The organism is Pseudomonas sp. EGD-AK9, assembly GCF_000465935.2.
In the GTDB taxonomy this organism is placed as follows: Bacteria; Pseudomonadota; Gammaproteobacteria; order Pseudomonadales; family Pseudomonadaceae; genus Aquipseudomonas.
In genome coordinates this window covers 1-20,619 of the sequence record NZ_AVOF01000684.1, presented here as the reverse complement: position 1 = coordinate 20,619, position 20,619 = coordinate 1, and the positions used below count along the sequence as shown (strand labels likewise).

Annotated in this window: 21 protein-coding genes; 6 read left to right on the top strand and 15 right to left on the bottom strand. The window is 66.2% G+C overall.

Annotated features, from left to right (window positions below; all coding sequences use genetic code 11):
* Window positions 1–18: 18 nt before the first annotated feature.
* The 4 genes from N878_RS22735 to N878_RS22720 form a co-directional block, all read right to left on the bottom strand.
* Entirely contained in the window at window positions 19–780 is a 762-nt protein-coding gene (locus N878_RS22735) for a C39 family peptidase (protein WP_021445807.1), read from the bottom strand.
* Between the two features lie 85 nt (window positions 781–865).
* Entirely contained in the window at window positions 866–1,288 is a 423-nt protein-coding gene (locus tag N878_RS22730) for a DUF6160 family protein (RefSeq protein WP_021445806.1), read from the bottom strand.
* A gap of 240 nt (window positions 1,289–1,528) precedes the next feature.
* Window positions 1,529–4,252 carry a LuxR C-terminal-related transcriptional regulator gene (locus N878_RS22725; RefSeq protein ID WP_021445805.1) on the bottom strand — a complete coding sequence of 908 codons (2,724 nt, stop codon included), beginning with the start codon at window positions 4,250–4,252 and terminating at the stop codon, window positions 1,529–1,531.
* Window positions 4,249–6,963 (bottom strand): LuxR C-terminal-related transcriptional regulator, encoded by a 2,715-nt coding sequence (locus tag N878_RS22720; RefSeq protein WP_031303831.1) that lies wholly within the window; start codon window positions 6,961–6,963, stop codon window positions 4,249–4,251. Before N878_RS22720 ends, N878_RS22725 begins: the two co-directional genes overlap by 4 nt.
* Before the next feature lie 165 nt (window positions 6,964–7,128).
* On the opposite strand from N878_RS22720, the gene pabB reads away from it, so the two are divergent.
* Complete coding sequence (pabB, locus tag N878_RS22715; protein WP_031303830.1) at window positions 7,129–8,472, top strand: aminodeoxychorismate synthase component I; 1,344 nt, start codon at window positions 7,129–7,131, stop codon at window positions 8,470–8,472.
* A gap of 52 nt (window positions 8,473–8,524) precedes the next feature.
* On the opposite strand, the gene thrH is transcribed toward pabB, so the two are convergent.
* Window positions 8,525–9,142 (bottom strand): bifunctional phosphoserine phosphatase/homoserine phosphotransferase ThrH, encoded by a 618-nt coding sequence (thrH, locus tag N878_RS22710; RefSeq protein ID WP_021445802.1) that lies wholly within the window; start codon window positions 9,140–9,142, stop codon window positions 8,525–8,527.
* A gap of 189 nt (window positions 9,143–9,331) precedes the next feature.
* Between thrH and N878_RS22705 the strand changes: the two genes are divergently transcribed.
* Window positions 9,332–10,066, top strand: coding sequence for a phosphoadenylyl-sulfate reductase (locus N878_RS22705; protein ID WP_021445801.1), 735 nt, complete (start codon window positions 9,332–9,334; stop codon window positions 10,064–10,066).
* Between the two features lie 50 nt (window positions 10,067–10,116).
* On the opposite strand, the gene cysB is transcribed toward N878_RS22705, so the two are convergent.
* The 5 genes from cysB to N878_RS22680 form a co-directional block, all read right to left on the bottom strand.
* Window positions 10,117–11,091: an HTH-type transcriptional regulator CysB gene (cysB, locus tag N878_RS22700; RefSeq protein WP_021445800.1), complete on the bottom strand. Its 975-nt coding sequence runs from the start codon at window positions 11,089–11,091 to the stop codon at window positions 10,117–10,119.
* Between the two features lie 105 nt (window positions 11,092–11,196).
* Window positions 11,197–11,697: a universal stress protein gene (locus tag N878_RS22695; protein ID WP_021445799.1), complete on the bottom strand. Its 501-nt coding sequence runs from the start codon at window positions 11,695–11,697 to the stop codon at window positions 11,197–11,199.
* A gap of 110 nt (window positions 11,698–11,807) precedes the next feature.
* Window positions 11,808–12,713 carry a 5'-nucleotidase gene (locus tag N878_RS22690; protein WP_021445798.1) on the bottom strand — a complete coding sequence of 302 codons (906 nt, stop codon included), beginning with the start codon at window positions 12,711–12,713 and terminating at the stop codon, window positions 11,808–11,810.
* A 3-nt stretch (window positions 12,714–12,716) separates the two neighbouring features.
* Window positions 12,717–13,673, bottom strand: a complete 957-nt coding sequence (locus tag N878_RS22685) for a putative 2-dehydropantoate 2-reductase (protein ID WP_021445797.1) — start codon at window positions 13,671–13,673, stop codon at window positions 12,717–12,719.
* On the bottom strand, window positions 13,673–14,059 hold the full coding sequence (locus N878_RS22680; RefSeq protein WP_021445796.1) for a thioredoxin family protein: 387 nt from the start codon (window positions 14,057–14,059) through the stop codon (window positions 13,673–13,675). The genes N878_RS22685 and N878_RS22680 overlap by 1 nt, the downstream gene beginning before the upstream one ends.
* Here N878_RS22680 and N878_RS22675 point away from each other — a divergent pair.
* Both N878_RS22675 and N878_RS22670 read left to right on the top strand, forming a co-directional pair.
* Window positions 14,058–14,471, top strand: a complete 414-nt coding sequence (locus tag N878_RS22675; protein WP_021445795.1) for a PilZ domain-containing protein — start codon at window positions 14,058–14,060, stop codon at window positions 14,469–14,471. The two genes, N878_RS22680 and N878_RS22675, sit on opposite strands and share 2 nt — an antisense overlap.
* Before the next feature lie 163 nt (window positions 14,472–14,634).
* The gene (locus N878_RS22670) at window positions 14,635–15,711 is read left to right on the top strand and encodes a 3-deoxy-7-phosphoheptulonate synthase (RefSeq protein ID WP_021445794.1); all 1,077 of its coding nucleotides are present in this window, start codon (window positions 14,635–14,637) and stop codon (window positions 15,709–15,711) included.
* Between the two features lie 63 nt (window positions 15,712–15,774).
* Here N878_RS22670 and N878_RS22665 read toward each other — a convergent pair whose 3' ends face one another.
* A complete protein-coding gene (locus tag N878_RS22665) occupies window positions 15,775–16,053 on the bottom strand; it encodes a GNAT family N-acetyltransferase (protein WP_021445793.1) in 279 nt (92 codons plus the stop codon).
* Window positions 16,054–16,194: 141 nt separating this feature from the next.
* Window positions 16,195–17,568 carry a GntP family permease gene (locus N878_RS22660; protein ID WP_031303829.1) on the bottom strand — a complete coding sequence of 458 codons (1,374 nt, stop codon included), beginning with the start codon at window positions 17,566–17,568 and terminating at the stop codon, window positions 16,195–16,197.
* Between the two features lie 265 nt (window positions 17,569–17,833).
* Here N878_RS22660 and oprI point away from each other — a divergent pair, with 265 nt between their 5' ends.
* Entirely contained in the window at window positions 17,834–18,085 is a 252-nt protein-coding gene (oprI, locus tag N878_RS22655) for an outer membrane lipoprotei OprI (RefSeq protein WP_003239826.1), read from the top strand.
* Window positions 18,086–18,215: 130 nt separating this feature from the next.
* Here the strand turns inward: oprI and N878_RS22650 are convergent, their stop codons facing one another.
* From N878_RS22650 to N878_RS22640, 3 genes are all read right to left on the bottom strand, one after another.
* The gene (locus N878_RS22650) at window positions 18,216–19,172 is read right to left on the bottom strand and encodes a L,D-transpeptidase family protein (protein WP_021445791.1); all 957 of its coding nucleotides are present in this window, start codon (window positions 19,170–19,172) and stop codon (window positions 18,216–18,218) included.
* A 70-nt stretch (window positions 19,173–19,242) separates the two neighbouring features.
* Entirely contained in the window at window positions 19,243–19,524 is a 282-nt protein-coding gene (locus tag N878_RS22645) for a hypothetical protein (RefSeq protein ID WP_021445790.1), read from the bottom strand.
* A 56-nt stretch (window positions 19,525–19,580) separates the two neighbouring features.
* Window positions 19,581–20,186 carry an arylesterase gene (locus N878_RS22640; protein ID WP_021445789.1) on the bottom strand — a complete coding sequence of 202 codons (606 nt, stop codon included), beginning with the start codon at window positions 20,184–20,186 and terminating at the stop codon, window positions 19,581–19,583.
* Between the two features lie 10 nt (window positions 20,187–20,196).
* On the opposite strand from N878_RS22640, the gene N878_RS22635 reads away from it, so the two are divergent.
* The coding region (locus N878_RS22635) for an ABC transporter ATP-binding protein (protein WP_031303827.1) at window positions 20,197–20,619 on the top strand (423 nt) is incomplete at its 3' end.

Below are 20,619 nucleotides of genomic sequence, written 5' to 3'. Positions count from 1 at the left end.
ATTGTTATGCCGGGTGAATCACTTGCGGCGAATGTATTGAATGTCGCCCCCCGATCCCAGCTGATCGGCCTGATTGGCGGTGAACTTGGCCATCTGCGGAAACTCGCGGAAGGCCAGCAGACTGATGGTGCGGTCGTCGATGATGCGCAGATCGCGGTCGGTCAGGGCCATGGCATTGGCCGGCTCGTTGCCGCTGGGAAAGATCACGAACAGTACGTTCTGGTCCCAGATCTGCTCGAAGCGCACGCGGGTGAAGCTGATGTTGCCCAAGGCGGGGTCGGCGACGAAGACGTGCTCGTTGTAGACGTCGCGCACCACCACGAAATGCTTGAAGCCGGCATACTCGATCGGCACGATGGCCGGGTGCTCGAGCTGCTCGAGGTCGGCGAAGTCGGCGCGAAAGCCGCCGCTCTTGTAGCCCAGCGCGGTGACGAAGCGCTTCATGTCGAGCAGCGAGAAGCCGCGACGCTCGACGATCTTCTCCGCCTCGCCGAAATGCAGCAGCCCTTCCATCACCTGGCGCTCTTCCAGATTGCGCCCCAGGTAGTAGTCGAGCAGGGTGGTCAGCGCCGCGGAACCGCAGCTGTAGTCGTAGGCCTGGCGGATCACGTTGCGAAACTGCAGCTGGCTCATCGGCTCCAGCACCACCGACTCGCGCAGCGGGCCATTGGGCACCAGCGGCTGGCTGATATTCACGACTCCGGCAGGTTGCGGCTTGGTGTCGACCGCCTCGGTAAAACCGTACAAACCGATCAGGCTGCCCACGAGAATCTCGATCATTGGTCAATCCGCGACTGCGTACAACGAAGCAGGAAGCCCCGCCGCGCCTGGCGACAGGGCTCCTGTGGATCGGGTCAAACGAGGATCAATGACCCCAGACCTTGACGGTGGAGCCGGCCATGTCCAGGCCGTTGATGGCCAGACCGCCGATGCTGTTGGCACCGATCTTCACCGCGGCCACCGACACACCGCCGTTGATGCCCGGCAGGCCGATTTCCAGCTTGCTGTCGACCACGTCGATGGTCAGCGGGTTGCTTTCGTCGATGTTGAAGCCGGACAGGGTGACGGTTTCCAGGGTCAGGCTGTTGCTGCCGTCGGTGACGCCGGCTTCGGTGTCGGTGTAGACGATGGAGCCGATGGTGGCGTCGAAGTTACCGGCGATGCTGATCCCGGCCTGACCGGTCACACCGGCCAGATCGGCGTCGTCCAGCGCCTTCAGGTCGGCCTGAGCCATGAACGGAACGGCCATGATGGCGGCGGCAAGAGCGAGTTTTTTCAGGGTCATCATTGTTGTTATCTCCACAGTTCTAATGGGGGTTCCCCGGGGCTCTGCCGGCGACTCCCTGTCGCGAGCAGCTGGATCGGCTCATACCGATCACCAGGCCTGCCGCTGCTTCCCTAAGCGCGCCAGGCTTGGATTCGCGAAGCACCGTGCTTCTCGACCTGGCTACAAGCTACTAACCCCCTCCCCGACTGCCAGCCCATCCAAGGGATGGAGCACGGCCGCTCACTTTCCTCACCGGACAGCTCAGGCCTCGCTGAGCAGGCCCAGGCTCTTGCCCTTGAGTACCGCCTGGGTGCGGCTGCGCACCCCCAGCTTGGAAAACAGGTTGTGCAGGTGCCACTTGATGGTGGCCTCCGACAGGTGCACCGCCTGGGCGATATCGCGGTTCGACAGGCCCGCCGCCACCAGCCGCAGGATCTCCCGCTCGCGATGACTAACATCCTGATTTTCCTCGAAACTTTCCGGATCTATGGCCATTCGCCGACATTGCTCGCGGAGCAGTTCGGCGAGCCCCTGCCAGGCCGCGGCGCGCTTGGGTTCGGCGCTGCTCCAGGCGTCCCAGAGCGGCAGCAGCCACAGCGCATCGTCCTGGAACAGGCGGCGGTAGCCGCACTGCCAGGCCTCCTCCAGCGTCGCGCGGAGCAAGGCGAAGGCTTTTTCGCTGTTACCTTTGCGCCAGTACGCCACAGAAAGTAACAGGGCCAGACGCAGCCGGCGGTCGCGCTGGTGCTCGGCGCCCTGCTTGACCAGGCAGGCTTCCAGACTGGCCTGGGCTTTTTCCACCCGGCGCTCGGCCAGGGCCAGACGCGCCTGGCTCAGGGCCAGGGCGGTATGGGCATCGCCATAGCGTTCGATGGGCAGCGCCGCCAGGTGCCGCTCCAGCTGCAGGTAGATGCGCTGCGCCTCGTTGGGCCGGCGCAGCCACAGCAGGAACTGCACCTTGCAGCCCATGCCCAAGGCGAATACCCGCTCGTAGCCCGGCCCCTGCAGGCCGGCCAGCCACTCGTCGAGTTCGGCCAGCCCCTGCTCGGCCTCGCCGGCGAAGAACCGCGCGCGCGCCATCACCAGCTTGCCGCGGCTGATCAGCTCCACCGGCGTGGCCACGTCGCGCCAGGTGGTGGCCAGCGGCAGCTCGGCGAGAATGGCGCCATGCCGATCCTGTTCGTAGAGCAGGTCGGCGTAGGCCAGACCCAGCGGCCCGCCGACCCGACTGCGCCGGCCGAACACCTGCTCGACCCGCGCCCGCGCGGTTTCCGCCAGGGCGCGACCGCGCTCCAGCTCGCCGTATTCCTTGCAGATCAGCGCCTCGATCAGGCTGGCCATCACGTGCAGGTATTCGCTCTCGCACTGGCGCAGGTTCTCCCGCGCCACGGCGATGGCCTTGGCCGCTTCGCCGAATTCGCCGAGCAGGGCGAACGCCGCGGCCTGCACGCAGGCCAGGCTGGCGCGGAACACCGGCTGGTTCTGCGGCACCAGCGCCAGCCAGTGCCCGGCCACCTTGAGGCAGGCTTCCAGCTTGTCCTGGTACAGCAGCACCAGCGCCTTGAGCACCTGCGCCGCCGCCAGCAGCTCGATCAGGCCGAAGTGCATGCCCTTGCCGCGCCCCTGGGTCAGGCGCGTGCTGACCTCTTCGATCAGCGCCTCGGATTCGGCGAACTTCTGCTCGAAGGCCAGCTGCCAGGCATAGAAGATCTGGAACACCGGCTGCTCGCCGATCACCACCGGCGGCACGTCCTTGAGGATGGCGAGGATGCCGTACACCCGGTTGCCGGCGATCAGCCGCGCGCCCTGGCGCTCCAGCAGTTCGGCGGCGAAAGCGTAGTCGCGGGCGCGCAGGGCGTACTTGATCGACTTGTCGGCCAGGTCGCGGCCCTCGCACCAGCGTGCCGCGGCGTGCAGCAGGTGGGCCGGATCGCCGCGCTTGGCCAGGCGGCCCTGGAGGAATTCGGCGAACAGGTGGTGATAGCGGAACCACTCGCCCTGCTCGTCCAGCGGGATCACGAACAGCTGCTCGCCCTGCAGCCGACGCAACATGTCGCGGCCGTCGCGGCGGCCGGTCAGGGCGTTGCACAGCTCGGCGTTGAATTCGTCGAGCACCGAGGTCTGGTCGAGAAACAGCTGCAGCGCCTCGGGCAGGCTGGCCACCACGTCCTCGGCCAGGTAGTCGGCGATATCGCGTTCGGCGCCGGACAGCCCGGCGAGAAAGGCGGCGCGATCCTGCTGGCGCGGCAAGGCCAGCGCGGCCAGGTGCAGCGCGGTGATCCAGCCCTCGGTACGCGCATAGAGCTGGTTGAGCTCGCCCTCCTCCAGCGCCAGCTGCTTGATTTCGCGGAAGTAGGCGGCGGTCTCGGCGCGGCTCAGGCGCAGGTCCTCGGCCTTGAGCCAGAAGGCCCAGGCGCCGAGCGACGGCGGCTCGTCGAGAAAACGCGGCTGGTAGCGCGTGCTGACCACCAGGTGCACGTGCCTGGGCAGGCGCTCGACCAGGTAGCGCGCCCCCTGGCCGAGGGACGGATGGCGGATGCGGTGGAAGTCGTCGAGCATCAGGTAGAGCGCGTGCGGCAGGCCCTTGAGGTCGTCGATGAAGGCGTCGATCACCGCCTCCAGCGGCCAGCTGATGTCGCCCTGCAGCAGCGCCGAGGCGCTGCTGCCGAACCCCGGGCAGGCCAGTTCGATGGAGGCGATCAGGTACTGCAGAAAACGCGGCGGCTCGCTGTCGGCCTCGTCGCACGACAGCCAGGCGACGCGCGCGCCCTGCGCCTGCAGGCGCCGTCGCAACTGGCTGAGCACCGTGCTCTTGCCGAAGCCGGCCGGCGCGCTGAGGAGCAACAGGCGTTGTTCGCGCGCCGCCAGCAGACGCTCGAGCAGCGCCGAGCGCTCCAGCAGCGGTGCGCCTTCGCCATGGGCGGGATAGAGCTTGGTGCGCAGCAGGGGAAACGCCTGCAGGCGGGGCTGGTTTTGACTGGTCATGATTCGAGTAGGCTCAGCTCGCGGGCGCGACGGATGGCTTGGGTGCGATTACGCACCTTGAGCTTTTCGTAGATGTTGTGCAGGTGCCATTTGACGGTACCCAGGGCCAGCGACAGCTGCTGGCCGATCTCGTCGTTGGACAGGCCCTTGGCGGCCAGGCAGACCACTTCGCGCTCGCGCTCGGTCAGTCCCTCCTCCAGCACGTCCAGGGCCTGGCGCGACTCCTGCCCCGGCCAGATCGCCAGCAGGCTGCGGATGAAACCCTGCAGCGCCGGCTGGCGCTCGGCAGCTTCCAGCTGCTGCAACAGCAGGCGAATGGCCTCGCCTTCCTCGACGAACAGGCTGCGCGCCTCTTCCCGCTCGGCACCGATCAAGCACTGCACCAGCAGGCTCTGCGCCCGTTCCTGATAGCCCAGGCGCTGGTAGCTGAGCGCCGCCAGCAGGTCCAGGCGCAGGCGCTGCAGGCCGTGCCAGCCGCTCTGCAGCTGGCTGCGCAGCTGGGTGATCTCGTGCAGCGCCTCGCTGTAATGGCCGCGCGCCTGTTGCAGGCGAATGCGGGTCAGGCCCAGCACCCAGAGCACCGGGTTGAAGCTGCGCTGCTTGTAGTGCGCCGCAAGCTTGTGCCAGTCCACCGCCTTCAGGCGCTGCTCGGCGCGCTTGCTGCGGTCGGCCGCCGGCTCCTGCAGGATCAGGGCGATCTCCTCGCCCACCGCCTGCACGTAGAAGCGCCAGGAATGGTTGCGCGCCGCCAGGTTCTGCATCAGCACCAGGGTCGCGGCCGCCTCCTTGGGTGCGTCCTGCATGCGCTGCACCCGCGCCAGGCAGAGCATGGCCTGGGCGTAGAGATCGATGGGGTTGATCACGTCGACCGTGGCCAGAGCCCAGCGCAGACGCTCCTGCAGCCCGGCAAGCCGCCCCTGGCGGTAGGCGATCAGCGCCTCGGTGATGGTCGGCAGGGCCAGGGCGCGGGACTTCTCGCCGAACCAGGGCATCACCCGCGCACGCAGCTGCTCGAACAGCAGCTGCGCCTGCTTGATCCGTCCCTGCTCCAGGCAAAGCAGGATTTCCACGTTGGCCAGCTGCATGTCCAGGTAGCGGCCTTCGAGAAAATGGTTGCGCTGCTGCGCCAGGGCCAGCAGGCGGCGCGCCGGCTCGGCCTGGCCGAGCATGACCTGGGCCAGGGCACCGACCGTGAGGATCGCCACCTCGAGAAAGGCGGTGTGCTGGCCGAGTTGCGCCTCGATGCGCCGCGCCAGGCTCACGCAGGTGTCCAGGTCGTCCTTCTGCAGGGCGATCACCGCCTTGATCGCCAGGGTGGCCAGCAGCTTGTCGCTGAGCGGCCCGCTGCTGCGCGACTCGCCCCAGCGCTCGAGCAACTCGTCGAGCATGCGGTTGGCTTCGCTCAGGCCGAGTTCGGCGGCGCGGGTCCAGACGTCGGCGAGCACCAGCACGGGAAAACGCCCGGCGATCTCGTCCGGCACGTGCTGGCGCCACTTGTAGATCAGGTTGAGCTGGCCGCGATTGATCAGCTCCAGGCCGCAGCCGTCGAGCAGCGCGGCGAGCATCTCGGCGTCCTCGGCCAGGCAGGCGTGCTCGATGGCCAGGTTCTGCATGTGGTGATTGGTGAACCACAGGCTGGCATTGAAATGCAGCTGCTTGAGGCGTTCGGGGTCGCGCTCCTTGAGGCGGTTGCGCAGGAATTCGGCGAACAGGTTGTGGAAGCGGTACCACTGTCGCTCGCGATCCAGCGGCAGGAGGAACAGCTGCATGGCTTCCAGCTCCTCCAGCAGGCGCTGGCCGTCCTGCCGGCCGGTCAGCGCGTTGGCCAGATCGCCGCTGAGCTGCTGCGCCACGCCGAGGGCCAACAACTGCTCCTGGCGCTCGAGCGGCAGTTGCTCGAACACCGAGCGCAGCAGGTAGTCGCCCACCGCGTGCTGCTCCGCGCCCAGCTCGGCCATGCGCGCGCCGGGCTGGGGCTGATGACGCAGCCACAGGCTGGCCAGGTGCACGCCGACCATCCAGCCCTCGGTGTGGCTGTACAGCGCGCGGAACGCCTCGGCATCGAGCTGCAGGCCGCTGCGTTCGAGGTAGCTGCGCGCCTCCTGCGGGTTGAGGCGCAGCTCCTCGCTGCCGATTTCCAGCAGCAGCCCCTTGGCGCGCAGCGTGGCCAGGTTCAGCGGCGGTTGCGAGCGGCTGCCGATGGCCAGGGTGAAGTTCGGCGGCGCCAGCTTGACCAGGCGATTGAGCGAGCCGAGCAGCTCCGCGTCCTGGATCAGGTGCAGATCGTCGAGCACCAGCAGCAGCGGATCCTGGCGCTGCGCCAGATCGACCAGCAGGCTTTCCATGACGGCCTCGACCGGCACGCGCATGGTGTTGCGCAGGTAGCCCAGGGCGTCGTCGCCCAACCCGGGCAGCGCGCGGCCGAGGGCCTCGAGCAGTTGCTGGAAGAAGCGCACCGGCTCGTCGTCGCCAGGGCCGAGGGACAACCAGGCGATGCCGGCACCGGCGCTGCGGCGCTCGGCGGCGAACATCGCCAGGGCGGTGGTCTTGCCGAAGCCGGCAGGAGCGGAAAAGAGCACGAGGCGAGCATGCGGATGGGCTGAAAGCGCGGCTTCAACCTGGGGCCTTGCCAGATGGTCGGTGGAGGCCTGGGGCGGCGAGAGTTTCGAGCGCAGCAGGCTTCCAGCGGCTGGATCTATAACTTCATCCATGGCCTGGATCCCTTCGTTAATTATTGTTCTGGTACGGCGGTTCAACGTTCCGGCACGGCCTCATACTAATCAGCCGGCGGCTCCCGAGTAAACCCGGGCGCAAGCTCTAGGATGAATGTTAGCGGCAGACTACAATCGCCCCTTCAGCCCTCTCGACTGCCACGCATGCCTAGCTGCTCCCTGCACTCTCTGCCCTACCGGGCCGATCCCGCCGAGTATTTCCAGCGTATCCGTCAGGCTCCCGGCGCCGTGTTGCTGGATGCCGGCCGGCCGGGCGCCGAGCGTGGACGCTATGACCTTATGAGCGCCTGGCCATTGGCAGAGCTGGCGCCAGCTGCCGACGAATCGGCCAACGACTTCCTCGCCCGCCTGCGTGCCGCGTTGCAGAGCCTCGGCCCGGCCGAGGTGCCGGCCGGCAGCGCGCTGCCGTTCGTCGGCGGACTGATCGGCTACCTCGCCTACGACTTCGGCCGGCGCCTGGAACGCCTGCCCGCGCACAGCCGCGACGACCTGGCCTTGGGCGATGCATGCTTCGGCCTGTACGGCTGGGCGCTGATCAGCGACCACCTGCTCGGCACCAGCCAGCTGCTGTTCCACCCGGCCCTGGCGCCGGCCGAACGCACCCGGCTGTGCCAGCTGTTCGCCACGCCGACAGTCGAGGCGGATGCGCATTTCCGCCTGCTGCAGCCGTTTCGCGCCGATCTCGACCAGGCCGCCTACCGCCGTGCCATCGAGCGCATCCAGGGCTATATCCTGGCCGGCGACTGCTACCAGGTGAACTTCGCCCAGCGCTTCCAGGCACCATGCGAAGGCGATCCCTGGGCCGCCTACCAGGCCCTGCGCCGGGCCTGCCCGACGCCCTTCGCCGGCTTCCAGCGCCTGGCCGACGGCAGCGCCATCCTCAGCCTGTCGCCGGAGCGCTTTCTCAAGGTCAGCGCCGGCCAGGTGGAAACCCGACCGATCAAGGGCACCCGCCCGCGCGGCGCGGATGCGGCGGACGACCAGGCGCAGGCGCAGGCGCTGCTGGCCAGCGGCAAGGACCGCGCGGAGAACCTGATGATCGTCGACCTGCTGCGCAACGATCTGGGGCGCAGCTGCCGCATCGGCTCGGTGCGGGTGCCGGAGCTGTTCGCCCTGGAGAGCTACCCCAACGTGCACCACCTGGTCAGCGCGGTGACCGGCGAGCTGGCGCCGGGCAAGGACGCCCTGGACCTGCTCGCCGGCAGCTTCCCCGGCGGCTCCATCACCGGCGCGCCGAAGATCCGCGCCATGCAGATCATCGACGAGCTGGAGCCGACCCGCCGCGGCCTGTACTGCGGCTCGCTGCTCTACCTGGACGTGCGCGGCGAACTGGACAGCTCCATCGCCATCCGCAGCCTGCTGGTCAAGGACGGCCAGGTCAGTTGCTGGGGCGGCGGCGGCATAGTCGCCGACTCCGACTGGCAGGCCGAGTACCAGGAGTCCATCACCAAGGTGAAGGTGCTGCTGCAGACCCTGGAAAGCCTATGAGGCAGAAAGCACAAGGCCCGCAACTGCGGGCCTTGTAGCATTGCGCCGAACCTTACAGGCTCAGCTGGCGATTGGACGCCTTGAGGAACTCGCGCTTGAGGTCTGCATAGCTGTGCACGGCCGGGAACTGCGGGAACTCGCGGATCACGTTGTCCGGGGCATGGAACAGGATGCCGGCGTGGGCCTCGCTGAGCATGGTAGTGTCGTTGTACGAATCGCCGGCGGCGATCACCCGGTAGTACAGGCTCTTCAGCGCGATCACCGACTGGCGCTTGGGGTCCTTCTGACGCAGCTGGTAACTCACCACCCGATCGGTGTCGTCGGTGATCAGCTTGTGGCACAGCAGCGTGGGGAAGCCCAGCTGACGCATCAGCGGCTGGGAGAATTCGTAGAAGGTGTCGGAGAGGATCACCACCTGGAAGCGCTCGCGCAGCCAGTCGACGAACTCCACCGCGCCGTCCAGCGGCTTGAGGGTGGCGATCACTTCCTGGATGTCGCGCAGCTTCAGGCCGTGCTCGTCGAGGATGCGCAGGCGCTGCTGCATCAGCACGTCGTAGTCGGGAATGTCCCGGGTGGTCGCCTTGAGCGACTCGATGCCGGTTTTTTCCGCGAAGGCGATCCAGATCTCCGGGACCAGCACGCCTTCCAGGTCGAGACACGCGATTTCCACAGGCCACTCCTCGATTGAGCTTGAAAGAAGGCGGCACTCTAACGGCTCGCCAGAAGCCGCGCAACGCAGCCCTTATAGCCAAGTAATGCAGTAACAAGGGGTATTGGTTATTTAGACGCATAACCGGCTTTTGCTACCATCGCCGCCAGAGCGCCCAGCGCCACCCCGATCAATAAGGAAGCCCGCCTGATGAGCCACCCCTTCGACGTCGCCGAACTGGCCGCGACCTACGCCAGCAAATCCCCCCAGGACATCCTCAAGCTCGCCTTCGAGCACTTTGGCGACGAGCTCTGGCTGTCCTTCAGCGGCGCCGAGGACGTGGTGCTGGTGGACATGGCCTGGAAGCTGAACAAGAACGTCAAGGTGTTCAGCCTCGACACCGGTCGCCTGCACCCGGAAACCTACCGCTTCATCGAGCAGGTGCGCGAACACTACGGCATCGCCATCGAGGTGCTCAGCCCCGACGCCGCCGCGCTCGAAGCGCTGGTCAAGGCCAAGGGCCTGTTCAGCTTCTACAAGGACGGTCACGAGGAATGCTGCGGCGTGCGCAAGATCGCCCCGCTCAAGCGCAAGCTGGCCACGGTCAAGGCCTGGGCCACCGGCCAGCGCCGCGACCAGAGCCCCGGCACGCGCAGCCAGGTCGCCGTGCTGGAACTGGACCAGGCCTTCTCCACCGCGCAGCACAGCCTGTACAAGTTCAACCCGCTGGCGCAGATGAGCAGCGAAGAAGTCTGGGCCTATATCCGCATGCTGGAGATCCCCTACAACCCGCTGCACGAGCGCGGTTTCATCAGCATCGGCTGCGAGCCCTGCACCCGCCCGGTACTGCCCAACCAGCACGAGCGCGAGGGCCGCTGGTGGTGGGAGGAAGCCACGCAGAAGGAATGCGGCCTGCACGCCGGCAACCTGATCGCCAAACACTGAGCAGAAAAAAGCCCGCGCGACGCGGGCTTTTTCATGGGCGACGCCGGCCTTCAGTAGGTCGGCAACTCGACGCCGTGGAACAGCTCTTCGAGCTCCGACTTGTTATGGCACTGCACCGCCTTGGCCAGCACCTCGCGGGTCAGGTGCGGGGCGAACTTCTCGATGAAATCGCACATGAAGCCGCGCAGGAAGGTGCCGCGACGGAAGCCGATCTTGGTCACGCTGGCCTCGAACAGGTCGCTGGCATCGAGCACCACCAGGTCGGGGTCGAGCTTGGCGTCCACCGCCATCCGGGCCACGATGCCGACGCCCAGGCCCAGACGCACATAGGTCTTGATCACGTCGGCGTCGGCGGCGGTGAACACCACCTTGGGCGTCAGGCCGCGATGGCTGAAGGCTTCGTCCAGCTTGGAACGGCCGGTGAAGCCGAACACGTAGGTGACGATGGAATGCTCGGCCAGCGCCTCCAGGGTGAGCTTCGGCAGCTTGGTCAGCGGGTGCCCCTGCGGCACCACCACGCAGCGGTTCCAGCGGTAGCAGGGCATCATGATCAGGTCGTTGAACAGCTCCAGGCCTTCGGTGGCGATGGCGAAATCCACCGTGCCATCGGCGGCCATTTCGGCGATCTGCATCGGCGTGCCCTGGTGCATGTGCAGGGCGACGTCCGGGTACTGCTTGATGAAGGCGCTGATCACCGGCGGCAAGGCGTAGCGCGCCTGGGTGTGGGTGGTGGCGATGGACAGGGTGCCCTTCTTCTCGTTAGAGAACTCCTGAGCGATCTGCTTGATGCTCTCCACCTTGCGCAGAATCTCGCCGGCGGTGGTGATGATGCGTTCGCCGGCCGGGGTGACGCGCGTCAGGTGCTTGCCGCTGCGTGCGAAAACCTCCACGCCCAGCTCGTCCTCGAGCAGGCGGATCTGCTTGCTGATCCCCGGCTGCGAGGTGTACAGGCTCTGTGCGGTCGCCGATACGTTGAGGTCGTGGTGCGCGACTTCCCAGATGTAGCGCAGTTGCTGAAGCTTCATATGTTTCCCTCAAAGCTGGTAGGCCGGCCCGTGGCCGCCGACGCCTTTTATAACCATATTATTGGTTTAAACCAACAATCTAGACCATTTATTCGGATTCGCCTCCTAGAGTTCGCCATGTCCGCGATGTTGCAGCATCGGCACCAGGTACACCGGCGCCTCCGACAGCTGCACCACCCGCGCCGCCGTGCGCCCCAGCGGCACGGCCAGATCGGCGCCGTGGCTGTGACTGCCTACGACCAGCAGATCCACCCCGAGTTTCTGCGCCTCCGCGAGAATCACCGCCGGCGGGTCGCCCTGCAGCACGCGCACCGCGCGGATCAGCTGCAAGTCCTGCTGGCCCTCGCCCAGCTCGTCGCGAAACCCCTCCAGCACACGCTGCTCGATGCTCGCCATCACCGTGCTCAGGCCGTTGCGGCGCAACTCGCCGAGGGTGTCTTCGTCCAGGTAGGTTTGCAGCACGGATTCGGCGAACAGGCCCATGGGCTCCACCGCGTGCACCACGTAGAGATCGGCGTTGAAACTGCGGGTCAACGCCAGGGCATGCTGCAACACATAGGAGGCATAGAGGCCGAGATCGGTGGCGTAGAGTATCGAGCGGATCACGCGGCCTCCTTGACTGCTGGCCCAGGCCCTTGATTGAGCTTAGCAGCGCATCAGGCAAAGCAAGATCGGAGGCGCTATTTAGGACGAATGGCTATATAGCGACGAGCCGCTCAGGGTTGCAGCTCGTTGCTCACCCCATGCGGCACATGCCCGGTCGCCACCACCTGACGGGCCTTCTCGCAATGGCCGGTCTGGTCGTCGAAGAACACGTCGGCGGCGAAGGCTTCGAGCACCGCCGACTTGTCCAGGCCGCCGAGGAAGAAGGATTCGTCGAGGCGGATGTTCCACTCGCGCAGGGTGCGGATCACCCGTTCGTGGGCCGGCGCCGAGCGCGCGGTGACCAGCGCGGTGCGGATCGGACAATCCGCCTCGGGGAACTCCTGCTGCAGGCTGTGCAGCGCCGCCAGAAACGGCTTGAACGGCCCGCCCGGCAGCGCCTGCCGCGCCGCCTCGCGCTCGTGGCTCTGGAAGGCGTGCAAACCGCCACTCTGGTAAACCCGTTCGGAATCGTCGGAAAACAGCACCGCATCGCCGTCGAAGGCGATACGCAGCTCGTTGCTGTTCGCCCGCCGGGTACCGCCGGAAAGCAGGGTTGCCGCGCCAAAGCCGGCTTTCAATGCATTGCGCACGTCATCGGCGTGGGTCGACAGAAACAGGTGGCAGCCGAAGGCCGCCAGGTAGGGATCGGGACTGCGGCCGCCGACGAAAGCCGCGCGGGAGATGCCCAGGCCGTAATGCTGGATCGAGTTGAAGGCGCGCAGGCCAGTGTCGGCGCTGTTGCGCGAGACCAGGATCACCTCCACACGCTGCTCGCTGAGGCGCTGGTTGAGCCCCAGCAGCTTTTCCACCAGGGGAAAGGCATCGCCCGGCATCAGCACCTCGTCCTCGTGTTCGATCTGGTAGCGGCGGTAGGCTTCCACCCCATCGCTCTCGTAGATCTGGTGGCTCTCGCTCAAGTCGAACAAGGCCCGCGAGGAAATCGCCAGCACCAGCTTGTCGCCCAATCCCTTGCCCATGGCCTAGGCCTCCCGACGTGCCTGAATGAAGCTGAGCGCCTGATACAGCGCGCGGACCCTAGGCATGTCGCAACCGACCGCCGCCGCGGCCGCCAGCGGCGCCTCGTAGATGGCATGCAGTTCGGCTGGCCGCCCCTGGGCGAAATCGTGGTACATGCTCGGCAGATAATCGGGCATCCGTTCGGTGGCCGCCAGCAGCTTGTCGGCGTAGTTGTCCGGCATGCCGTGGCCGAGTGCCTGAGCGGCCTGCACCACTTCCAGCATCAGGTCGCGAATCAGCGCGCGGCTGTCGGGGTTGCCCATCAGCTGGCGGGTGTCGCCATCGAGCAGCACCGACAGGCCGTTGTAGGGCACGTTCCACACCAGCTTCTGCCAGCGTGTCTGGGCCAGGTTGGGCATGGCCGCGGAATCCAGCCCGGCGCCGCGGAACATGCCCGCCCCCTCCTCGGCCAGCGCCAGGCGCGCCTCGCCCTCCGCCGCCGGCCCGGAGTGATAGGCCAGGTTGATCGCCCCCAGCGCCTGGTGCTCGATCGCCCCGGGACCGCTGCGGTGCACGCAGATGTAGCAGAGCCCGCCGAGCAAATGCAGGTCGTCCGCCAGCAGCGGACGCAGCTCGTCCTCCACCGCCAGACCGTTCTGCAGCAGCACCACCTTGGCGCCGGGCGCCGCCGCCTGGGCGATCAGCGGCGCCAGCTCGGCGTTGGCGGTGGTCTTGGCACCGACCAGCAGCCAGTCGCAGGGCGGCATGTCGCCGGCATTGCGATAGGCCTGCACCGGTGCCAGCTGCAGGGCGCCATGCACCGCGCTGTTGAGCTGCAGGCCGCGCTCGGCCACCGCGGCATATTCGCTGCGCAGGAGGAAATGCACGTCGTAGCCGGCGCGCGCCAGCAGCAGGCCATAAAAGCCGCCGATGGCACCGGTGCCGACGATGCCGATGCGCGGCGCGGGGGATTGAGACATCAGGGAAGCTCCTCAGCCGGGCGACGCAGCGCTTCGCCCATGGCGGCAACAAGATCGGTGGGGGTCAGGCGCGCCTGCAGCGCGCCAAAGAACTGACCGTCGCGGATCAGAAACAGCGCCGGCAGGTGAAACACCTCGTAGCGCGTCACCAGACCGGCGTTGTGCCCGGCGTCGACCCAGCACAGGCGCGCCACCGGCAAGGGCATGGCCGGCAGCACCCGGCGCACCCAGCGGCAACTGGCACAGCCCGTGCTTGTGAAGAGTAGTAGCGAGGTGCCGGGCAGATCGAGCAGGCGGCGGTCCGCATCCAGATCGGTCAGTTCCAATTGCGTCGCTATACTGAAATCACTGATATCAGTTTGCCTGCATTCGAGGTCGGTGCTCATGCGTAAGTTTCTGCGTCATCCAAGCGACATGCCGGTGGAACTGGTATTGCGCAGACAGGCCTGCATTCCGCGGCAACGGCTGAACAATATCAGCCTCGGCGGGGTGGCGTGCAACTCGACGCGCGGCTTTCGCCGCGGCACCTCGGTGGAACTGCGCATTCCCCTGTTCGGCGAGCAGGCGCGCTACCCCGGTGTGGTCGCCTGGTGTCGCCGCCAGGCTGAAGACTATCTGGTGGGCATCGCCTTCCTCGACGAGGACACCCTGTTCCGTGCGCGCATGGTCGAGCAGGTGTGCCAGATCCAGCATTACCGCCAGCAACTGGAGCAGGAGACGGGCCAGCCCATGGCCATCGAACACTGCGCCCGCGAATGGATCGCCAAGCACGCCGCGCAATTTCCCTATCTGGCCTGATGCGCCCCCTCTATAGGCCTCATTGAACCTACCGCCCATTGTCGCGAAGCCCCTTACGCGCTAAGGTTCGGCCTCCCCCTGCGCCAACTAGCTGTGCACCGCCACAGGGGATCGCTGGCGGCCGGCACCCGTGACCTGACGACCTGACCCGATGAATAGCACGATGGCTGATTTACCGATCGACGACCTCAACGTCGCCTCCAACGAAACCCTGATCACCCCCGATCAGCTGAAACGCGAGATTCCCCTGACCGATGCCGCGCTGAAGACCGTGGCCCACGGTCGCCAGGTGGTGCGCGACATCCTCGACGGCAAGGATCATCGCCTGTTCGTGGTGGTCGGCCCCTGCTCGATTCACGACATCAAGGCCGCCCACGAATACGCCGAGCGCCTCAAGGTGCTGGCCGCCGAACTGTCCGACAGCCTGTTCCTGGTCATGCGCGTGTACTTCGAGAAGCCGCGCACCACGGTCGGCTGGAAAGGCCTGATCAACGATCCCTACCTGGACGACTCGTTCAAGATTCAGGATGGCCTGCACATCGGTCGCCAGCTGCTGCGCGACCTGGCCGAGATGGGCCTGCCCACCGCCACCGAGGCGCTCGACCCGATTTCCCCGCAGTACCTGCAGGACCTGATCAGCTGGTCGGCCATCGGCGCGCGCACCACCGAATCCCAGACCCACCGCGAAATGGCGTCGGGCCTGTCGTCTGCGGTCGGCTTCAAGAACGGCACCGACGGCGGCCTGACCGTGGCGATCAACGCCCTGCAGTCGGTGTCCAGCCCGCACCGCTTCCTCGGCATCAACCAGGAAGGCGGCGTATCCATCGTCACCACCAAGGGCAACGCCTACGGCCATGTGGTGCTGCGCGGCGGCAACGGCAAGCCCAATTACGACTCGGTCAGCGTTGCCATTTGTGAGCAGGAACTGACCAAAGCCGGCATCCGCCCGAACATCATGGTCGACTGCAGCCACGCCAATTCCAACAAGGACCCGGCGCTGCAACCGCTGGTGATGGAAAACGTCGCCAATCAGATTCTCGAAGGCAACAACTCCATCGTCGGCCTGATGGTCGAGAGCCACCTGGGCTGGGGCAACCAGTCGATCCCCAAGGATCTCTGCGACCTCAAGTACGGCGTGTCCATCACCGATGCCTGCATCGACTGGGACACCACCGAGAAGAGCCTGCGCAGCATGCACGCCAAGCTCAAGGACGTGCTGCCCAAGCGTCAACGCGGCTGATTCGGCAGCAGCGCAAACGAAAACGCCGGGCGATGCCCGGCGTTTTCGTATCCGCGTTCGGCCTCAGCCGGCCTGGTGGCGCGACCGACGCTCCATATAACGCTCGACGTAGGAACAGGACGGAATCACCGTGTAGCCCTTGCCCTCGGCGTAGCGCAGGGCGTGCTCGGTGAGCGCCGCGGCGATGCCGCGACCGCGCAGGGCGTTGGGGACGAAGGTGCGATAGATGTCCAGGGTCTGCTTACCGAGGTCCATATAGGCCAGGTAGGCACGATCACCGTCAACGGACGTCACGAACTGGTGACCCGCCTGATCGTGGTGAATGGACAACCCCTCGCTCATCTTCACTCCTCTAGCCGCGAGCCTGTCGCGGCACATCCGTATTTCATACCTACGCTTTACCGAAAGCGCAAATCCCCGCGCCTCGTCTCGGCGGCGCGAGCCGACAGCTTATCAGGCCAAAGACCGCCCAGTCATGCGCAATCACAGGCTCAAGACCGCGATGCACAGCAGCACGGCCAGCACCGGGATCAGCACGGTGATGACGAAGATATCCTTGTAGGCCTGTTTGTGGGTCAGGCCCATGATCATCAGCATGGCGATCACCGCCCCACAGTGCGGCAGCGAATCCAGGCCACCGGCGGCGATATTGGCGATGCGGTGCAGCACCTCAGGCTCCACGCCCATTTCCAGATAACGCGGCGCCAGGGTCTGCATGAAGATCTGTAGGCCGCCGGAGGAGGAGCCGACGATGCCGGACACCACGCTGACCGAGGCGAATACCGAGAGCAGCGGCGGCAGGTCCACCGCCAGTATCCATTGCGCGAACTGGGCGAAACCCGCGGTCTGCGTCACCACGCCGCCGAAGCCGATCACCGCCGCGGTATTGAGCAGCGGCATGATCGCGTCGTCGGCGCCCTGCCCCAGCACACCCAGGGTGTTGCGACGCAAGGTTGGGAACATCAGCACCGCCACTCCGGTGGCCAGCACCAGCGCCAGGCTCGGCCAGAGAATCGGTTGCGCCTGACTGAACGCCAGCAGCCCGCCCAGGGCGCCCTCGCCGGGTGCGACCGCGCCGGACAAGGCGAGCAGACGCGGCAGCAGGATGATGCCCAGCACCACGACGATCGGCACCAGCGCCATGCCCCAGTGCGGCCCGGTTCCCGGTGTGCCGGCCAGTTGCTCCATGCGCGCATCCTGGGCGTTGGCCTCGAAACCCTCGCCCCGCTCGCGCGCCAGGCGCCATTCGCGCTGCAGATAGGCCATGCCCAGGCCGATCATCAGCAGGCTGGCGAACACGCCGATCCAGGCCCCGGCGAACAGATCGGTACCCAGGGCACTGGCGGCGATCACGTTATGGATCGACGGCGACCCCGGCAAGGCAGTCATGGTGAAGGTGCCCGCGCCCAGGGCCGTCGCCGCGCAGAACAGGCGCTTGGGCAGGTTGGCCTCGCGCATCAGGGTGATGCCCAGCGGGTACATGGTGAAGATCACCACGAACACCACCACGCCACCGTAGGTCAGCACCGCGCAGACCAGCATGGCCACCCACAGGGTGCGCTGGGTGCCGAGGCCGCGAGTGATCGCCTGGGCGATGCTGCCGGCGGCCTGGCTGGCGGCCATGACCTTACCGAAGATGGCGCCGCAGAGAAACAGCACGAAGAACTTGCCGGCGAAGGTGAATGCGCCCAGCGGGCCGAACGGAAAGTGCTCGAGCAAAGCCTTGGGCACGGCCACGCCGTTGCTCAAGGCCACCAGCATGGCGCAGACCAGCGCCGCAATGAAAATGTTCACCCCACGCAGCGCCATGTAGATAAGCAACGCCAAGCCCAGCAACAAACCCAAGTTACCCAACATCTTCGTCCCCGCCCTTATTGTTGTAGTCCTTGCGCGACAGTTATAACAGCTTGGCCGCGAGCACGTCCTAACAGCATCGGAGTTGGCTATTTTTTATCCAAAGAGCATAGCCACTGACCTGAAAACGACTCAGCCAGTAAAAAAACACGCAACTCTTGCTCGCCCTCCGTTTACTTACTAAAAGTAATAGGTAGTATGTAGGCCGGCTAATTTCCCGCAGTTGGGGAATTGCTTTTATGGAAAACTCCACCTCAAGGGGAACACGATGAACAACGTTCTGAAATTCTCTGCTCTGGCTCTGGCCGCAGTTCTGGCTACCGGTTGCAGCAGCATGTCCAAAGAAACCGAAGCTCGTCTGACTGCTACCGAAGACGCAGCTGCCCGCGCTCAAGCCCGTGCCGACGAAGCCTACCGCAAGGCCGATGAAGCTCTGGCTGCCGCTCAGAAGGCTCAGCAGACCGCTGACGAAGCCAACGAGCGCGCTCTGCGCATGCTGGAAAAAGCCAGCCGCAAGTAATAGGCGACCGGCTTTTAGAAAGCCGACCCAGGCAACTGGGTCGGCTTTTTTATTGGCCGCTGCACGCACACTACCAGCAATAAAAAGCCCGCCGGCACAAGTGCGGGCGGGCTCTTCGGCACAGATCGCGTTAAAACGGGTTAGCGCTGCTCGCCACCACGTTGTCGCCCTGGGCGGCGATCGGCACCGGCAGGCCGTCTTCCGAAGCCACCACCTCGCGGACCATCTCCCAGTCCAGGCGCAGGCCGCTGAGTTCCTCGCGCTTGAGCAGGGTATTGATCACCGCCGTGTGCTTGTCGACGACCGAGGGCGCGCCTTCGTCGTCCAGCGGCGCATGGGCCTCCAGATAGACCTTGCCGCCACTCACACCGAACTTGTAAGGCTCGTTGAGGATGCGCACCGGCGTCCCCACCGGCGCCATGTCCGCCAGCTCCAGCACGTTGTGGTTGAGCATGCGGAAGCAGCCATGGCTGACGCGCATGCCGATACCGAACTTCTTGTTCGAGCCGTGGATCAGGTAGCCCGGGAACGACAGCCCCATCTTGTACGGCCCCAGCGGGTTGTCCGGCCCCGGCGGCACCACGGTGGGCAGAATATCGCCTTCGGCGGCATGCTCCTCGCGGATCGACTTGGGCGGATACCAGGCCGGGTTCGGCGTCTTCGCGGTGATGCGTCCGGTGCCCAGCGGCGAGCCCCAGCCCTCGCGGCCAATGCCGAGGGGGAAGGTATGCACCACGTTCTGGCCTTTCGGGTAGTAGTACAGGCGGTACTCGGCCAGGTTGATCACTATGCCTTCACGCGGGCCCGGCGGCAGGACGTAGCGCGTCGGCAGGACGATCTCGGTGCCCTCGCCCGGCAGCCAGGGGTCGACCCCGGGGTTGGCCGCGACCATCTCCAGGTAGCCCAGGTCGTGGGTGGTTCCCAGGTCGGCGAAGGTATCCTCGTACTTGGCCTTGATCACCTGCACCTGACCGACCACGTCTTCGCCGGGCGGTGGCAGGGGAAGTTCGAGCGCCTGCACCGCGGCGCTGGTGCACAGCGCCATGAGGGTCAGGCAACGGTTGACCGCAGAGAATCGCGACAACATCCGGGAATCCTTGATGGGTTGACTATGAAGTGCAGCGATTGTACACCGCCGTTCGAGCCCAGGGCAGCCGTCAGCCATCCGCCCAGTTCGAGTACAGCCCCTGGCGCTGGGCCTCGAACGTGGCCAGGCAGGCCGGACACAGGCGCCGGTCGCGCAACAAGGGTTTGTCCAGTGCCCGCCAGCGCGGCTGCGCCGGCAGCAAACCGCCGCACAGGGTACGGTCGGCATGGCCGCCCAGGCGCAGCTGGCGGGCGACCAGGTGCAGGCGCACCTCGCGGCAGGCGAACAGATCCAGCTGCTCGTCCGGCTCGATCAGTTGATAGGCATACAGGGACCAGGCGAGACGCGGCATCTGGGGCTCCATGGCGGGCAGGCCACATTAGCCGAAAGGCTTGGGGCGGAAAAGTCTCAGAGCAGCGGTTTCAGCGCCGGCCAGACGTTATCGAGCAGCAGCGACTGCGCCGCCGCGGTGGGGTGGATGCCGTCGGCCTGCATCATCGCCGGCACGCCGCCAACGCCTTCGAGGAAGAACGGCACCAGCGGCACCTGCTTGTCCTGCGCCAGGTCGGCGAACACCTGGGCGAAGGCCTGGGTGTAGCGGGCACCGTAGTTGGGCGGCAAGCGCATGCCGAGCAGCAGCACGCGTGCCCCGGCGACCTGGGACTGTTCGATCATCGATGCAAGATTCTGTTGCAATTGCGCAGGCGGCTGGCCACGCAGGCCATCGTTGCCGCCCAGCTCGATGATCACAAGCGTGGGCTGGTGCTCGGCAAGCAGCGCAGACAGCCGTGCGGCGCCGCCTGCGCTGGTATCGCCGCTGATCGAAGCGTTGACCACCCTGTGGTCGAAACCCTCCTCCTGCAGGCGTTGTTCCAGCAGCGCGACCCAGCCCTGGCGGCTATCCAGGCCAAAAGCCGCGCTGATACTATCGCCGACCACAAGCAGGGTGCCTGCAACCGCCCCCTGGGCCCAGAACAGCAGGGCCAAGGCACCACTCAGCCACCATGCACGCATTGGAATCTCCATGACTTCGAGCATTCTCGCTGCGCGGAACCTTAGCAAAGTGGTCGAGAGCGCGGAAGGCGAGCTGACCATCCTCCACGACCTCGACCTGAACCTGGCCAAAGGCGACAGCCTGGCCATAGTCGGCAGCTCCGGCTCGGGCAAATCCACCCTGCTCGGCCTGCTCGCCGGGCTCGACCTGCCCAGCGGCGGCACCGTGCTGCTGGCCGGCAAGGACCTCGGCGAACTCGACGAAGACCAGCGCGCACGGCTGCGCGCCGAGCATGTCGGCTTCGTCTTCCAGTCCTTCCAGTTGCTCGACAGCCTCAACGCGCTGGAGAACGTCATGCTGCCGCTGGAGCTCGAAGGCCATGGCGACGCCCGCCAGCGCGCCCGCGCCCTGCTCGAGCGGGTCGGCCTGGGCCAGCGCCTGTCGCACTACCCA

Bases quoted from the DNA above. Each gene is read 5' to 3' on its own strand.
- N878_RS22735 (WP_021445807.1), bottom strand. From the start codon at position 780: ATGATCGAGATTCTCGTGGGCAGCCTGATCGGTTTGTACGGTTTTACC.
- N878_RS22730 (WP_021445806.1), bottom strand. From the start codon at position 1,288: ATGATGACCCTGAAAAAACTCGCTCTTGCCGCCGCCATCATGGCCGTT.
- N878_RS22725 (WP_021445805.1), bottom strand. From the start codon at position 4,252: ATGACCAGTCAAAACCAGCCCCGCCTGCAGGCGTTTCCCCTGCTGCGC.
- N878_RS22720 (WP_031303831.1), bottom strand. From the start codon at position 6,963: ATGGATGAAGTTATAGATCCAGCCGCTGGAAGCCTGCTGCGCTCGAAA.
- pabB (WP_031303830.1), top strand. From the start codon at position 7,129: ATGCCTAGCTGCTCCCTGCACTCTCTGCCCTACCGGGCCGATCCCGCC.
- N878_RS22705 (WP_021445801.1), top strand. From the start codon at position 9,332: ATGAGCCACCCCTTCGACGTCGCCGAACTGGCCGCGACCTACGCCAGC.
- cysB (WP_021445800.1), bottom strand. From the start codon at position 11,091: ATGAAGCTTCAGCAACTGCGCTACATCTGGGAAGTCGCGCACCACGAC.
- N878_RS22690 (WP_021445798.1), bottom strand. From the start codon at position 12,713: ATGGGCAAGGGATTGGGCGACAAGCTGGTGCTGGCGATTTCCTCGCGG.
- N878_RS22685 (WP_021445797.1), bottom strand. From the start codon at position 13,673: ATGTCTCAATCCCCCGCGCCGCGCATCGGCATCGTCGGCACCGGTGCC.
- N878_RS22675 (WP_021445795.1), top strand. From the start codon at position 14,058: ATGCGTAAGTTTCTGCGTCATCCAAGCGACATGCCGGTGGAACTGGTA.
- N878_RS22680 (WP_021445796.1), bottom strand. From the start codon at position 14,059: ATGAGCACCGACCTCGAATGCAGGCAAACTGATATCAGTGATTTCAGT.
- N878_RS22670 (WP_021445794.1), top strand. From the start codon at position 14,635: ATGGCTGATTTACCGATCGACGACCTCAACGTCGCCTCCAACGAAACC.
- N878_RS22665 (WP_021445793.1), bottom strand. From the start codon at position 16,053: ATGAGCGAGGGGTTGTCCATTCACCACGATCAGGCGGGTCACCAGTTC.
- N878_RS22660 (WP_031303829.1), bottom strand. From the start codon at position 17,568: ATGTTGGGTAACTTGGGTTTGTTGCTGGGCTTGGCGTTGCTTATCTAC.
- oprI (WP_003239826.1), top strand. From the start codon at position 17,834: ATGAACAACGTTCTGAAATTCTCTGCTCTGGCTCTGGCCGCAGTTCTG.
- N878_RS22650 (WP_021445791.1), bottom strand. From the start codon at position 19,172: ATGTTGTCGCGATTCTCTGCGGTCAACCGTTGCCTGACCCTCATGGCG.
- N878_RS22645 (WP_021445790.1), bottom strand. From the start codon at position 19,524: ATGCCGCGTCTCGCCTGGTCCCTGTATGCCTATCAACTGATCGAGCCG.
- N878_RS22640 (WP_021445789.1), bottom strand. From the start codon at position 20,186: ATGCGTGCATGGTGGCTGAGTGGTGCCTTGGCCCTGCTGTTCTGGGCC.